The 15408-nt window shown below is 58.5% G+C and carries 10 protein-coding genes; all 10 read left to right on the top strand.

Annotated elements, in window-relative coordinates; translation table 11 throughout:
- Window positions 1-2878 precede the first annotated feature (2878 nt).
- The 10 genes from YU9_RS0139890 (at window position 2879) to YU9_RS0139845 (ending at window position 15115) form a co-directional block, all read left to right on the top strand.
- Complete coding sequence (locus YU9_RS0139890) at window positions 2879-4348, top strand: acetyl/propionyl/methylcrotonyl-CoA carboxylase subunit alpha (RefSeq protein WP_027577658.1); 1470 nt, start codon at window positions 2879-2881, stop codon at window positions 4346-4348.
- A gap of 1 nt (window position 4349) precedes the next feature.
- Window positions 4350-4853, top strand: coding sequence for an acetyl-CoA carboxylase biotin carboxyl carrier protein subunit (locus YU9_RS48735; RefSeq protein WP_036019533.1), 504 nt, complete (start codon window positions 4350-4352; stop codon window positions 4851-4853).
- Between the two features lies 1 nt (window position 4854).
- Complete coding sequence (locus tag YU9_RS0139880; protein ID WP_027577657.1) at window positions 4855-6462, top strand: acyl-CoA carboxylase subunit beta; 1608 nt, start codon at window positions 4855-4857, stop codon at window positions 6460-6462.
- Between the two features lie 497 nt (window positions 6463-6959).
- A complete protein-coding gene (gene trpD / locus YU9_RS0139875; protein ID WP_027577656.1) occupies window positions 6960-7973 on the top strand; it encodes an anthranilate phosphoribosyltransferase in 1014 nt (337 codons plus the stop codon).
- Window positions 7974-8230: 257 nt separating this feature from the next.
- Window positions 8231-8416 (top strand): hypothetical protein, encoded by a 186-nt coding sequence (locus tag YU9_RS0139865; RefSeq protein ID WP_027577654.1) that lies wholly within the window; start codon window positions 8231-8233, stop codon window positions 8414-8416.
- Between the two features lie 19 nt (window positions 8417-8435).
- Entirely contained in the window at window positions 8436-8768 is a 333-nt protein-coding gene (locus YU9_RS50625) for a flavin reductase family protein (protein WP_371259265.1), read from the top strand.
- A gap of 792 nt (window positions 8769-9560) precedes the next feature.
- Window positions 9561-10685, top strand: coding sequence for a M20 family metallopeptidase (locus tag YU9_RS0139855; RefSeq protein ID WP_027577653.1), 1125 nt, complete (start codon window positions 9561-9563; stop codon window positions 10683-10685).
- A 992-nt stretch (window positions 10686-11677) separates the two neighbouring features.
- Window positions 11678-11941 (top strand): hypothetical protein, encoded by a 264-nt coding sequence (locus YU9_RS48730; protein WP_156952418.1) that lies wholly within the window; start codon window positions 11678-11680, stop codon window positions 11939-11941.
- 159 nt (window positions 11942-12100) lie between these two features.
- Window positions 12101-13684 (top strand): class I adenylate-forming enzyme family protein, encoded by a 1584-nt coding sequence (locus tag YU9_RS44280; protein WP_051380700.1) that lies wholly within the window; start codon window positions 12101-12103, stop codon window positions 13682-13684.
- Window positions 13685-13798: 114 nt separating this feature from the next.
- The gene (locus YU9_RS0139845; RefSeq protein WP_027577652.1) at window positions 13799-15115 is read left to right on the top strand and encodes a peptide ligase PGM1-related protein; all 1317 of its coding nucleotides are present in this window, start codon (window positions 13799-13801) and stop codon (window positions 15113-15115) included.
- The last annotated feature ends 293 nt before the right edge of the window (window positions 15116-15408 follow it).

Below are 15408 nucleotides of genomic sequence, written 5' to 3'. Positions count from 1 at the left end.
ATGATTAGTTGATCTCAATGGGTGCGACCGTCGGCCGTCTTTCCCGCGTTACTACGATGCAACTCCTAACGCATTGTTCAGGGGATGACGCCCGACGAAGCGCTCACGCTTTTGCCGCTAATGCGGGTGTTGTCTTTCAGACATGTACGTCGCGAATCCGACCTTGGACTGCGGCTCCCTGTCGGCCAACGCCCGACAGACGCGCTTTCGTATGCATTAAAGCGGTGCCGACACTTTTCCGTGGTGGCATGTAGATTGCTGTGGCAACGGAACGCGACGTTCAATGCACCGACGATACACGAGCATACCATTGGCCGGATGCTCGCCGCGCGCAGACAACAGCGATTCTGATACTCGCCTTATGAAAGAGGACCGCGAACCTATGAGTGGTACGAGGCATGCAAAGCCTGGCATTTTTCTGTGGACCAGCGCGACGTCTGATAAAATGACGCATTGGCGCGCACCAAAGCAACCAACGGGCAAGCATTACGGCGCCAATTGTCGCTCTCGGCAGGTGCAAAGGAGGTGGAACCTTTGGCCGCTGGCCGCACTCCTCATAAATGCGCTGCTTTGGGCCGCTATCTACTGGATCATTTCAGCGCTCTTCTGATCTCGCGGATGGCAAGGCGGGAGGAGCTTACAGACGCCTCTCGCATGCCGCGGCCGGACCGTATGCGCGCCATTCGAACGTGGACACCTCTTTCACGGACTTGCTTCCAATGCACATTTCGCGCGACTACCTGGAAATCCGCCCCCTCCGACGAACGCAAAGGAATATTGAGGCATGCCGCAGATACCTCGAATTGGCGAAACTGATATGCCATTGCAGCCGCAACGAAGTGCCAAACACTGACCTGTAACGGCTCAACATGTCCCCGCGCGGATGTCATCCGGGCTTCCGCATTAGCTGCGACGCAGTGACTGCAAATTGAGGTCTCGGATTTCGCAGTTTCGTGATAGCAGGATTAGCTTTCGAGAAGCTGACTAACCAAGTAGACCTGAAGGAGCGTTGGCAGGCGGCCTGATCCGCCTCGCGATCTGGAGCGCGCCACAGAAGCGTCAAGGTCCCTTCCAAGCACTGACTTGCTTGCTGAGCGACATTTGCGCGGGCCATGGGGTCGGGTAGCGATCAACAGGCTGGGGGCCCCTTTTGATGATCCGCAGCGACGTTTTACAGCTCTTCCTCAGGCCACGTATCGTCCTCGTTTTTGTGCATCTGCCACACGTGGGCACGCCGAGCCAACCTGTCGTATTCCACGGCAATTTTAAGCAGCCTGTCCTTGGCTTTTCCGTCAGCGAGCGCTTCCGCTTTCTTTCGCGTTGCTTCCGCACGGCCTCGCCAGTGGTCGGGCTGGTATAGTTTACTTTTCGGATTCATGCCGAGAGCATGCAATTTGCAGATCAAAGAAGTGCGACACCGGCGCTCCGTATAATCACGTAACAGCGACGCTCGTGCCCTCGGTTGCCCACGCCGACGATCGTCATGGACAGCCGCAATTCTGAAGCACCAAAGCGCGCCTTGCAGCCGAGGCTCGAACGAAGAATGCACAGCCGCGACCTCCTCAGACGATGGGATGCACAAGGGGCTTGAATCGCACGTAGCGTTAGATTGTACGATCCTGGACAAGTTGGAACCACGTCCGACAATCCAGGTGGTCCGGACACGTCATGAGAATTGCGAATGTTTCAAACATCTAAACTCACCTGGCGTAACTCGATCAGGACGATAAGATCCTTCAAGCGCATCCTTGTCCGCACTTCGTCGGAGCTGTTCCTGTCGCGGCTGGACGAAATCGCACGTTTCGAGATCTGCACGGCAGGCGCTTCCATCACCGTAGCCTTACCGGAACGGACGCAAGACGGAGGCTCCGGCCCAGATACCCCACCCAACGTCTTCACATAACGCAGAACACAGGCGCGACTACACCAAACACAGTCTGGGCGCGCGCCATCATGGTTCGCTCTGCACGATCGAATGCATCATCAACAATGGCTTGAGCGCACCTAGCTTTTGCCTGATCTCTCTGCCTTGCGGCCCGGCCCCTTCAACCCGGCGTCGCGCCTGCTACGGCGTCATTAGTCGGCTGGCAAGTAGGCTGAGCCAGAGCACCTAAGCACATGTCCCGCCCAAGTAATGCCTCGCGACATCCAAGCATGCACCAACCGCACGATCACTGGAAGCTCCCAAATGATTCACTTGTTTGGCCAGCTCACCCCCAGTGCTTCCCCTCTTCGCGGAGCTCCGCCACTAGGGCAGGCGTCGTTTCGTTATGCCGGAAAGATGACCAGCACCGTACAGTCAGACCGCAAAAATGAAAGGACGAGCTTGCCGGCACCGCACTTAAGCAGTTCCGGCCTGTTTCGCGGTTGACAGGTCATGTTGGCGCTTCGCGCAGGAAGAACAATACCGCAGCCTACCGACCTAAAGGGATATCATGACTCAAAATCAACGAACTCAGCTGCCTTCGCGCCTCAAACTCTACTACTGCGCCGTCGCTCTTGCCGTCGCAATGACGGCTCTAATGCCCAGGCTGGTCAACGCGCGCGATCAAGCGCCGACCGCAGAGGAGAAAGAGGCTTGCATGGAGGACGTGTTCCGCCTTTGTAGCAGCCACATACCAGATCCCACCGCTATCACTGCCTGCCTCAGATCCAGGCAAGCGAGCCTCAGTCAGCAATGTCGCTACGTGATCTCCGTGCGAGACACTGGCAAGAAAAGCAGCGACTCGAAGTGAAGATGTGGCGGCCTGTTCGTTTGCCTCATCCACAGAGTGGCCCCAGCCTGACCGGCAGGACGGTCACCCGAGGTCAGGTGACGAGCATGGCCGCCTACAATTGACCGACGCTCTGGTCCAATCCCGCTTTTCCGGATAGGCGAATGCATAAGTTACCCTTCGATACCGTTCTGATCGCCAACAGGGGTGAGATAGCCGCACGTATCATCAAAACCTTGAACAAGCTTGGGCTTCGTTCTGCAATTGCCTACCATGAGGTTGACGCGGGAACCCCGGCCGTCTCAATGGCCGACCTGGCTATTCCGATCAGCGGCCGCACGCCAATCGCAAGCTATCTGGATATCGAGCAGATCATCGCCGCCGCCCACAAGGCGAATGCCGGCGCGATACATCCGGGTTATGGAATGCTTTCCGAGAATGCGGAATTCGCCAGTAGAGTGATAAAGGCCGGCATTGTATTCATCGGACCCGCTCCAGAAACTATCGAGCTAATGGGCGATAAGATCCGCGCCCGTAATTTCGTCCAAGGCAACGGCTTTCCAGTCGCCCCCTGCGCCATCGAGGAAGATGATCCGGCCACATTCGTTTCGAGAGCCCGGGCTATTGGAGTTCCTTTGCTCGTGAAGCCATCAGGTGGCGGTGGCGGCAAGGGAATGCGGATTGTACGCGACCCCGCTACGTTGGAGGCGGCCATTGAGGAGGCGAGCAGTGAAGCGCGTCGCCACTTTGGAGATGGCCGACTTTATGTTGAACGATATATCGAAAGCCCGCGACATATTGAAGTACAGGTGCTCGGTGACTCCTTCGGTAACCTGGTCCATCTCTTCGAGCGCGAATGTTCGGTGCAGCGCCGTTTCCAGAAGATCATCGAGGAAACGCCCTCGCCAGCGCTATCACCAGAATTGAGGACCCGGATTTGCGAAACCGCCGTCGGCATCGCCCGTGCAGCGAACTATCAGAATGCAGGAACGGTCGAGTTCATTTTCAGTGGCGGAGAGTTCTACTTTCTGGAAATGAATACACGCCTTCAGGTCGAACATCCGGTGACCGAGATGATCACCGGCGTCGATCTGATCGCCGAACAACTCTATGCGGCAGCGGGCCGAAAACTTGCACTTTCGCAGTCCGACATTGTTTCAAATGGCCATGCAATCGAGCTCAGGCTTTGCGCGGAGGCTCCCGAACGCGGATACGTCCCGACCACCGGCAAAGTACTTCTTATCGAGTATCCGGATGGCGTACGAATCGACAGCGGCATCATGCAAGGCCAGCACATCACGCCGGCATTCGATTCCATGCTCGCCAAGATCATCGTGCATTCACCGACCCGCATAGAGGCTGCGCTGAAAGCCCATCGCGCCGTTCGCGAACTGGTTCTACTTGGGTGCGAGACCAACGCGAGCTTGCTCGCCCAGATTCTTTGCGACGAGGCATTTCTTGGCAGTCAGTTCCATACGGGATACCTAGAAGAAAACCCACATCTCGCAGCCGGCAACTTTACTGCCGAAATGTCTGCGTTCCTGGCATCTGCGGCTCTTCTGACAAGACCGGTCCGCGAGGCGGCCGATGCCGTGCCCGAGCTTCACGCAGCGCTCGGTAGTTGGAGAAATTGACGTGCATCACTCATTCGAGGTCGACGGCGTATATCATGAATTGTGGCTTTCACCCAGCCAGCAGGGCTACCGGCTCCATCTCCGAGACCAGGTGATTACCCCTGTCGCGTTCACCCATCGCAATGAGAGTAGCGGCATCTTGACCATTGCGGGCCAGAGCGAACCGGTCAGGTTCGCCATCGAGGAGGATTTCATTCACCTCCACATCCGCGGCAGGACGCGCATTTTGCGCTACAATGACCCGTTGCGAGCGTGCGCATCCGAGAACAACAAGACTCACGCTCTGGTGGCCCGGGCGCCGATGCCTGGCTTTGTTGTTGCGGTCACAGTTTCGTCTGGTCAATCGGTCTCGGCGGGAATGGCACTGATGCGGATTGAAAGCATGAAGCTGGAAACGATCATACGCTCACCACAGGATGGCATCGTCGATCGAATTCACGTCAAGGAAGGTGAGAGCTTCGAGCACGACGCTGTGCTGGTCACGCTCTCTAAGGAAGGGCGCTGAAATGCAGCGGATCGGTTCCGTGGCGAACGTGAACTCGCAGGATTTTCGTCGCAACGACCTGCACAACAGACAACTTGCCGCCGAATTGAAGGAGCGCCAACGCGTTGCCCGCTTCCACAGGCCTGAGCGGGACTTCGAGCGGCTGCGTCGGCAGAATAAACTGTTTGTTCGTGAGCGGCTCGCGGCCTTGCTCGATCCGGAGACTCCGTTCCTAGAGCTTTCGACGCTGGCGGCTAACAAGGCATACGACGGCGAGGTGCCCGGCGCCGCCCAGGTTGTCGGCATCGGCATTGTGGCGGGGCGAGAGGTTATTGTTCACGCCGACGATGCCAGCGTGAAGAGCGGCGCATGGTATCCACTCTCGGTCAAGAAGATCGTGCGCACACTGGATATAGCCATCGAGAACCGTCTGCCGGTGGTTCACCTGTGCGACTGCGCCGGCGGATTCCTGCCTTTGCAGGCGGAATTCTTTGCTGATCGCTACCATGCCGGTCGAATTCTCCGCAATCAATCCGTTCTCTCGAAGATGGGGGTGCCGCAGGTCGCCATCGTCATGGGCCACTGCACCGCGGCCGGGGCCTACGTCCCTGCGCTTAGTGAATACAACATTATTGTCGAAGGCACTGGAGCGATTTTTCTCGGGGGCCCTCCGGTCGTGAAGGCTGCCACCGGTGAACAAGTGTCCGCCGACGAACTTGGTGGCGCCCTCATGCATACCAGCGTGTCGGGTACCTGTGATTACTTCGCAAGCTCCGAAATCCATGCGATTGCGATTGCGCGCGACGTCGTTGCTCGCTTCCACCAACCGGCGAAGGCCTCGATCGATCGAGTGGCCCCCGAGCCGCCCGCCTATAGCGCGTCCGAACTCTACGGCATCATTCCAAAGGACGCGCGAGCGCAGTTCGACATGCGAGAGATCATCGCTCGTCTGGTCGATGGCAGCCGATTTCAAGAATACCAGCCGCGCTATGCGACATCACTCGTGTGCGGCCTTGCGCGACTTCATGGATATCAAATCGGGATCCTTGCCAATAATGGCGTGCTGTTCGGCGACAGCGCGCTAAAGGGGGCTCATTTCATTCAATTGTGCGACAAGAACCGGACGCCCCTGCTCTTCCTGCAGAACGTCACTGGCTTTATGGTTGGGCGCGAATATGAACGGCGTGGGATCACCAAGGACGGCGCCAAGCTGATCATGGCGGTGTCCGGAGCGTCCGTGCCGAAGTTTACGATCATTTGCAATAGCTCGCACGGCGCAGGAACTTACGCCATGTCGGGACGCGCGTTTGACCCTCGATTCGTGTTCAGCTGGCCGAATTCTCAGATATCTGCTATGGGCGCCGAGCAGGCCGCCGGAGTTCTCACCCACGTCAAGGCGAGACAATTGGCTCGCGCCGGAGGGCGCCTCTCGGAGCAGGAATTGACAGCCATTCGAGCACCAATTCTTGAAGAATATCGCGAGCGGTCAAGTGCCTATTATGCGACCTCGGAAATCTGGGACGACGGCATTCTCGATCCTGTCGATACCAGAACTGCCCTCGCAATCGCATTGAGCGCTTCGCTCAATGCGCCGATCGATGCGCCGCAGTACGGCGTATTCCGACTGTAAGGCAGGACCGAACACGGGTGGCTCACCGCCTCATGCGGGCGGATCAACGGGACGCGTCGATCGCTCTATGAAGGCTGTCCTGCGCACCTTCATTCACAATCATTTGGGGCTATTTTGTAGAGCCCAGCTGAGATCGGGTCCATATCGCAGCACCAATACTCGCGAAGCAGGTAGAGGAAGCCGCTTCAACGCTCCGCGACGGCGGCGCCCGAAAGCTAAAAGGGTTTGAAGGATGCGGTGATCCGGCCGGAACACCGCGGTAAAGAGGCCGCTGCGGACGCGGCAAGCGGGCGCAAGACAGTGCCATTGATCCTGGCAAGAAACTACAGCGTTCAAACTCGCCGACGATCTCCTCTCGACGGCACCACGAAAAGGAGAGCTTGACCCTCACGTAGCGTCAGGTTGTAGCCTCGCCAGGGGCGTCCACACTCAACCGACTGCCGCCTCAAGCGTCGCGGAAGAGATCGAGAGTTTGGACAAGGAACGTGTAAAGTTCGATGGAAGAGCTTAGATCGATCATCGGCAAAGTTGCCACTGGCGCCACTCTGACGCGCGAGGAAACTGCGTCAGCCTTCGACAGCATGATGTCGGGGCACGCGACTCCCTCGCAAATCGGTGGCTTGTTGATGGGGATGCGGGTCCGGGGCGAGACGGTCGAAGAAGTCACCGGCGCCGCCTCCGCGATGCGGAATAGAATGCCGCGCGTGGAGGCGGCATGCGACGCCGTCGGTATCGCCGGCACGAGCGACACCCCAATATATTCGGTCAACGTGTCGACGTGTGCTTCCTTCATCGTCGCCGGGGTCGGCATTCCTGTCGCCAAGCATGCCAACCGCGCTGCGCCTTCGGGTTCAAGCGCCGCAGACGTGTTGGCGCGCCTCGGCGTGAAGGTCGATCTCAAGCCTGAAGCTATTGCACGTTGTGTACAGGAAGCCAACATCGGTTTCATGTTTGCGTTAGCCCGTTATCCGGCGATGCAGCGCGTCGGCCAGATCCGGACCGCACTTGGAACCCACACGATCTTTAATCTAATCGAGCCTCTGTCCAATCCGGCCAGGGTCAGGCGGCAGATCGTTGGGGTATTCTCTCCTGAATGGGTCCAGCCTCTGGCATACGTCTTGAAGAACCTTGGTGCCGAGTCGGTATGGGTTGTTCATGGCTCGGACGGGCTCGACGGGATAACCATTAGCGGTCCAACCCTTGTTGCTGCGCTTGAGGCGGGTATAGTCCGCATCTTCGAAGTGACGCCGGAAGAAGCCGGGCTCCCCCGCTGCCGCAACGACGCGCTGGAGAACAGCGATGCCGAGGCTAATGCCGTTGCTCTGCAAAATGTGCTCGATGGCGAACCAGGTCGATTTCGCAACGCCGCGCTTTTGAACGCGGCGGCGGCATTGGTTGTGGCCGGCCGGGCCTCGACCCTGCAGGAAGGCGTAGCACTTGGACAAGAATCACTTGATGGCGGCGCCGCAGCCGCTCGACTGAAGCGCCTGATCGCGGTTTCGAACGCGTGACAGCCGAGCTGGCCGATGTTCCAGTATTCCGACCAAGACTGCTGCTCACGAGCGCGAAAGTATTGCAGGCGCGAATGCGCGTCATTTCTGCAGGATTTCAAGGAGCTTGTGCCGCCTGCGCTCGCCTTCACCAAGGCAATTCGCGCTGAGCACGCGGCCCCGAGCGCCAACTTTTTTATCGACGAGAACCTGTTGCAGTCAGGGTTGCCTCGGTGAGGACACACGACGAAGCGCGCTGCGCGCAAAGGAGAGAATCGATGATGTCCTGGCTGACGATTGAAACACAAGGATCTATTGCAGTGTTAGAACACATCATTCGGAAGTTCCGGGAATTGATCGATACAGATAGCTCGATCCCGCCGGAGTTGCGGGGTGAGCTGCACGCGACGCTGGATAAGCATCTTCTCGAGGCAAGAAAACGTATTCTCCTAAAGGCGCTTTAGGTGCGCCGATGCCGTCTGCATGCGGAGAAACTCTGGCAGGCGCGCGCCGGTACCGCAATCGGCCATCCCCTCCGCACGGCGGCGCAGCGAGGTTTCAGCCCAGCTGGTCGGGAGTCGCCAGTTTGAAATGCCGTCTATCCAAGCGGCAGAGTTCCGTCAGGCCCTGCGTAATTTGGCGAGCGGTGTCGCCATCGTGACGACCGGAACGACAGCCGGACGACGTGGACTGACGGTGAGTTCTGTGACGTCCATCTGCATGGAGCCGCCGTGCCTGGTCGTTGGCATCAATGCCTGCTCCGAGGCACATGATCCTCGCCAGTGGCGGCTTTGGAGTCAGTCTTCACCGCACTGACCAGGAAGACCTTGCCCTGCATTTTGGCGGTCGGGGGGCCCCAAGGCGTTCACCGCTTCGATACAGCGCCCTAGACCCAAGGCGTTCTCAATGTACCGCTATTGCCGAACGCATTTTGCGCGCTCGAATGCGTTTTGTATGATCACAAGGTGCTTGGCACCCATACCATCTTTATCGGACCGAATTATCGCGACCGACAAGGCCGTGGCAATCCATTGATCAACTTGCGGGCGCGCTTCGAACCCTAATGCTTGACTGAGCGCGGGTTGCGCAGATGCCCTCGGGAGAGCAGAACGATGGATGGCCTCGATCCCTGGTCGCTTCCAGCGACAGTCATCGAACAATCGACCGGGCTGCAACTGTTTCACAGATTAGAGCTCGTATTGAGAGGTCCCTCAGCTCCGGCGATTTCGGCGCTTCGCCGCTCGTGCTATGCTGGCGCTGGCCGGCGACCTCCCGCGTTTGGACGCGTGGGGGTCAACTGGTCAGGCCAATGCGATTTGCGCGGATGTCGCAGGGAAGGTCCTGATCAGAATAATTACAGCTCACCAGAACGGCCAAGTCCAGAAGGGGCCTTCTTCTTGAGGCCACATAATCCCCGTCGAAAACTACCAGCCTTGGTAGCTCAGTTAGAATCAACAGGCGCGTACATCTTTGCCGCAGCAAGATCGGATCCAGAGGCACGCCTGGGTCACAACGGTTGGTGACTCTCTAGATGTTCGGCCTCGATTCTGACGTGAGAGATATTTCATCATCTTGCAGCGTGATGACAATCGAATTCAAAGGCGTCAGATGTCCAGCAACCCGTTCGAAATCGCCCCGATTCTCGAGGGCATTCGCCGCTGGGTCGTGATCGAATCTCCGACGGAGCGGCCGGATCAGATCAACAAACTGGCTGATGTCGTCGCAGCAGGCTATCGCGACCTGCCGGCCAGCGTCGAGCGCGTTGCGGGGCGTGACGGCTGCGGCGATCATTTGGTCACCCGCTCTTCTTGGGGGCAGGGCGTACCGGGCATTCTAGTCTTGAGCCATCTCGACACCGTCCATCCGATGGGATCCATCGAACGGCTACCATTCAAGATCGACGGCGACAGTGCGTTCGGCCCCGGCATCTACGACATGAAGGGCGGCGCCTACCTCGCCTATCATGCATTCCGGCAAATCTGCGCCGATGACGTACGCCCACCGCTGGGCATCACCCAGCTCTACGTCTCGGACGAAGAGATTGGCAGCCCAACCTCGCGCGCGCTGATCGAGGCCGAGGGCCGCAGGGCCAAATACGTGCTCGTGACCGAGCCGGCGTACGACGGCGGCAAGGTCATCACGGGGCGCAAGGGCGTTGTGCGCTTCGAGGTATTCATCAAGGGCGCGCCCGCGCATGCCGGTACGCGACCCGAGGACGGCCGCAGCGCGATTCGGGAACTCGGCCATGTGATCCAGACGCTGGAGGCGATGAACGATCTCACGCGCGGTATCACCGTCAATGTCGGCGTCGTCCGCGGCGGCACCAGGCCAAACGTGATCGCGGAACTGGCCTATGCGCAAGTCGACATGCGCGTCCCGACCATGGCCCATGCCGACGAGCTGCTGCCGAAGATTCTCGGCATCAGCTCGCGCACCGAGGGCGTCAAGGTGAAGGTATCAGGCAAATTGAACCGTCCGCCATATGAGAAAACCAGCGCCGGTGCCGCGCTTTACGAACACGCCAAAAAGCTTGCCGCCGAGCTCGGCTTCGAGCTGCTCGACGCGTTCAGCGGCGGCGGCTCCGATAGCAATTTCACCGCGCCGCATACCGCGACACTTGACGGCCTTGGCGTCGACGGCAAGGGCGCGCATACGCATTATGAGCAACTCTACATCTCGTCGATTGGACCTCGCGCGCAACTGCTATACCGCCTTTATCAGACGCTGCGATAGTCCCCGGCACCAGGCGAAGTCAGCGACCGCGACGTGCGTTGGATGACGGCCGCCCGAACATTCGCGCGATCGTTCCTCGAACGCCCAAGGGCTACAGGCTACGCCCCCAGCAGGCCCACCAGATCGAAAACTATCGGTCGGATGCCGCACTTGGTCAGCGCCGGATAGAAGTGACAGCTATTCAATGACGGCGCAGGACATCAGGCGCGCAATCGGCTGCAAGGGCAGCGAGCACTTGGTCGCGGAAGGGCGAGCGTTTCCGATAATGGGCTCATCGGCAGCAACGCCGATCTCAACGGGATGGCGAACTTTCCTGACGCGAATTCGCAGCGCTGAATGCGTGCGACACCAGACCAGCCGGCGGCCCGTTTCCGGCAGCCCGAGAGCTTGGCCGCGTTCACACCGGCTGCCCAAAAGGGCTTGAATCGGACGTAACGTTAAGTTGTACGGTCTTGAGGTTGGATCTTGGTCTTCCGCCGGAATTGTGAAGGATTGCGAATGTCTCAGCTGGTCAGGTCCACGCCGCCCCGATGGTCGGTCATGATCCTCGTCCCCGGTGGCGGGTCGGCCGAAAGGGCTATGCAGCGAGTCCCGATTGCGGCGCGATGGCTCGCACGCGGCTTTGAATGGTTCGCCACTCCGGAATTGAAACTACGTGGCTGTCCTGGGGCGGGCCACCTGAGAGCCGATGAGGTCAGAATTGATCGACGCAGACCTCCATCCGAAGCCCCTAGGGAGGGGCGCCGGCTTCCCGAATCTGAAACAAGCCCCTCCTCTGGCGCGACACCGCGCCAAAATCAGTTCGCCGAACCGGCTTTCCGCTCTGTTCAAACTGCTTTCCCGTGGCTGGCAAGGCATTTCCATCGCGCAAACGTGCGACAGACGGCGGGCCTCAGAACGGCGCAGGTTCTCAAGGAGCCTGAGCTGCAAGCGTCGCTCGGCGTGACCAGCGCGGCATCGGAAGATATTGCTTGGCATTCTGGAGCAGGACGTTGAAAGAGCCCAACGGCGTCAAGAAGGTCCTTTTAATCGACCATATTGAAGGCCAATGCCGTTGCATTATCGGCTTCAAAGATGGAGATGCCAGAGCGGCCTATATGTGCGGCGAGCCTGTATATCAAAGACGCGGCAAGAAACTGTCTTCGTGGTGTGCCTATCACTACCGACAGATGCACACGACCGCCGCCGAGCAGAACAGAGTGAGTGATCAGTCGACTGAGATGCCTCAAGCAATATCCATCGTTCGCAACCCATGACATCCATCAAGAACCCGGTCCGGCCTATGCCGTGTGATCATAGCCTGTACAAAGGCCAACCGAAGCATGTGATCGGAGCCTCGCCGAGCAATTTCGGGCTGCGGCTGAAGCGCATCGGGACAAATGTAATGTGCGGGCCCGGGGCGCATGGATAACAAGTTGGATCTCTGCACACTGATCGAGCGAAACGCTGCGTATACTCCCGGCAAAACCGCGATCCATTTCGAAGGGAAAAGTCTCAGCTACGCCAGCCTCAATCGACGGATCGAGCGGATCGCTCGCGCCTTCAAGAGCCAGCTCGGCGTCCAAAGGGGAGACCGGATCGCGATCCTCAGCCTCAACAGGCCTGATTATCTGGCGCTGCTCTATGCATGCGCGAGGCTCGGCGCAATCCTCGTGCCATTGAACTGGCGTCTTGCGGCCGCCGAGCACCTTTTCATTTTGTCGGACTCGGGGGCAAAAGTGCTCGTTCTTGAGCAGTGCTTCGGCGCGGCTTTGCCTGTCCTGACGAAGCAAGTGCCCCATCCCTCTCTTGTCGGATTGGACTTTACGCCTCCCGGCGGCTGCAAGTTGGACGATCTCCTGGACGGAGACTGTGGTGACGGACGCAATCCTCGCGCGGAGCCGTCTTGCCCGCTTCTGATCGTCTATACTTCGGGCACCACAGGGCGACCGAAAGGCGCCGTGCTGCGTCAGGAAGCGTTGCTGTGGAACGGCATCATGAGTCAGCACATGCATGACCTCACCTCGGCCGATCACACGCTGGCTGTTTTGCCGTTCTTCCACGTCGGTGGCTTGAACATCCAGACGACGCCGAGTTTGCATCACGGCGCGACGGTGAGTATCCACACCCGCTTTGGGGCGGAGACCATGCTTGATGCGTTCGAGCGTGACCGGCCGAGCCTGGCAGCCCTGGTGCCAGCCATGATGCAAGCCCTGGCCAGCAATGGTCGATGGGAAAGCACCGACCTATCCTCGCTCAGAGCAATCTGTACCGGATCGACGATGGTGCCTCAGCACCTTGTCGAGCGCTTTGTCGCGCGCGGCGTTCCGGTCCTGCAGGTTTACGGTTCGACGGAGACCTGCCCGATCGCTGTGTATACGAAGCTCGGCGGAAATCTCGTGCCTGAGGGCTCAAGCGGCTTGGCAGGTCTCTGCTGCGAAGCGGCGATCATCGATGATTCGGGCAGCAAGTTGCCGCCCGGTACCCCAGGCGAAATCGCAATCCGTGGGCCCAACGTTTTCTGCGGATATTGGGGCAATCAACAGGCATCGCGTGAGGCTCTGAGCAATGGTTGGTATCGCACTGGGGACATTGGCCGCTGCGACGCAGATGGATATATTTGGGTCCACGACCGTAAGAAAAACCTAATCATTTCGGGCGGAGAGAATATCTATCCGGCAGAAGTAGAGCGTGTGCTTACGGACCATCCGGATGTCGCGGAATGCGCCGTGGTCGGTCGACCCGATGCGCGCTGGGAAGAAGTACCGGTCGCCTATGTGATCAAGCGACCGGGGGCCCGGGTCGAGGCGGAAGCGCTGACGGCGCATGTCCAGTCACAGCTCGCCCGCTTTAAGGTGCCGCGCGAAATCATCTTCACACAAGAACTACCGAAAACCGCGTTGGGCAAGATCCAGCATTTTTTGCTGAAGGAAATCGCCACGCGATCCGCCCGAAAGGAGCTATCACTTGAGATCGGCAGATCGGAGGCGGGCAGTGCTCTCCCGCTACATCGCAGGTGACATCGAGACGGCGCAAAATCACCTTCGCTCAGCGCCTCACCACGGCGCAGCAAGTTCAACATTGTTGGCGTGACGATCCCTGTCTGATCGCGTCCAGATGTCCGGAGGTCGCGGATGCCGCGGATCTTAATCATGAATGCCGGTACGGCTCAAATGTCGGGCGCCGATCTGACAGCAGCTCAACTTTCGCTGGCCGCCAACTCGGCATACCGTTCAGCGTGGTTTGCCCAGCACGGCGACCTGATAGTCTCCCCGGTAGTCATCCCGGCGGATCTGCTATCCTTCATTGGCGCGACGCTCGATTTCGACGCATCGAGTCTTTGTCTGCTTGTACCTGAAGGCGGCCGCCAATCGCCGGTCCTTGACGATTGCACACTGCTGTCCAAGACTGTCGTTGAGCGAATCAAAAGACATATTCGTGATAAATCAAACTGGCGATTGTATCCCTGCTACTCTACTGAAGGCGTCGCACGCTTGGCGGCCATGCTGGGCATACCGCAGACCGGCGACGACTTCGCTTTGCAGCGAGGGCCTGATCTGTTGAACCGCAAGAGCCACTTCCGTCAATTGGCGACAAGCGTCGGACTTCCGCTGCCCAATGGATCCGTCACGACGGACTCAAACGAACTATTCAGAGCGGTCACTTCCCTCAGAATCGAGACCGGCAGCGTCATCGTAAAGCTGGACAATGGAGCCGGTGGAGTCGGAAATGTCATCCTGACCGGCAATGAAAGCGATCCACTACCTGGAGCAAGAGATACCCGGCGAATTCCATGGCCGTCGTTTGATCCTGACGCGCTTTGGTCTGAGATGACAACACCATCGTGTAAGACGCTGGTCGTGGAATCGTACCACCTGGCCCGGTCTTTTTTCTATCTCGAGTATGAAATCGAGGATGATGGTTCAATCATTTTCATGAACAGTGGAAACATACGTCTGCGTAAAAGCACAGATCGATCCGAAAGAGCTCTGATCTGGACAGGACTTGAGCTTCCAAGTGACCTGAGGAACGAGCAATGGTTGACCGCCCAGGCGCACGCCTATCGATTTGTGGCGCTTGCGCGAGACCTGGGATATCGCGGGATGATCAACATTGACGCGATTTTCGCGAATAACGGACGGTTGCTGTTTAATGAAGCGAACGGCCGCTGGGGTGGCGGCTCGGTGTTACATAGTATTGCCGTCCGGCTGCTGGGCTTCGACTATTCCGGTTGCAACGTCATTTTATCCGTGAGAAATGTTCGATCACGATCCCTCCAAACAGCGCGGGATCGTTTCGGTAAGGAAGGATTTCTATTCGACCGCACACGCAAGGAGGGCGTGATCCCGCTTGCCGCAGACGAAGAAGCTGGCACGGTGGAGTGCCTTGTGATTGCGCGCGACAGGCCGGCGGCCCGCGATCTGCAGCACCGCCTACTGAGCATGGTTTGATTGAAGACCAAGTCGCTTCTGAAGTGCGTGCCGATCGGCGGTAAGCCTCCGAGAAGAAACGCCGTGCAGCGGACTGGCCTGATGGTTGAGAACTGTACGTATGGACAGCCATACGATCAATGCGCTGAATCGACTTGAAGTGGTGGAAACCGGCCGGCGGCGGCGTTGGTCTGAAGAGGATAAGGCTCGGATTGTTTTGGAAAGCATGTCCGAGCCACGCCTGGTTGCGCATTGCCTCGGCTTAATTGTTACCGGATGCTGAGCCGTTGCCTCACGTAAATTGCTCTCTTGGA

It is taken from the genome of Bradyrhizobium sp. WSM1743 (assembly GCF_000473065.1).
In the GTDB taxonomy this organism is placed as follows: domain Bacteria; phylum Pseudomonadota; class Alphaproteobacteria; order Rhizobiales; family Xanthobacteraceae; genus Bradyrhizobium.
This window is presented reverse-complemented; position numbering and strand designations above follow the sequence as displayed.

Coding starts and splice junctions, on each gene's coding strand:
- YU9_RS0139845 (WP_027577652.1), top strand. CDS start 13,799: ATGCCGCGGATCTTAATCATGAATGCCGGTACGGCTCAAATGTCGGGC.
- trpD (WP_027577656.1), top strand. CDS start 6,960: ATGGAAGAGCTTAGATCGATCATCGGCAAAGTTGCCACTGGCGCCACT.
- YU9_RS50625 (WP_371259265.1), top strand. CDS start 8,436: ATGCGGAGAAACTCTGGCAGGCGCGCGCCGGTACCGCAATCGGCCATC.
- YU9_RS0139880 (WP_027577657.1), top strand. CDS start 4,855: ATGCAGCGGATCGGTTCCGTGGCGAACGTGAACTCGCAGGATTTTCGT.
- YU9_RS0139890 (WP_027577658.1), top strand. CDS start 2,879: ATGCATAAGTTACCCTTCGATACCGTTCTGATCGCCAACAGGGGTGAG.
- YU9_RS0139865 (WP_027577654.1), top strand. CDS start 8,231: ATGATGTCCTGGCTGACGATTGAAACACAAGGATCTATTGCAGTGTTA.
- YU9_RS0139855 (WP_027577653.1), top strand. CDS start 9,561: ATGTCCAGCAACCCGTTCGAAATCGCCCCGATTCTCGAGGGCATTCGC.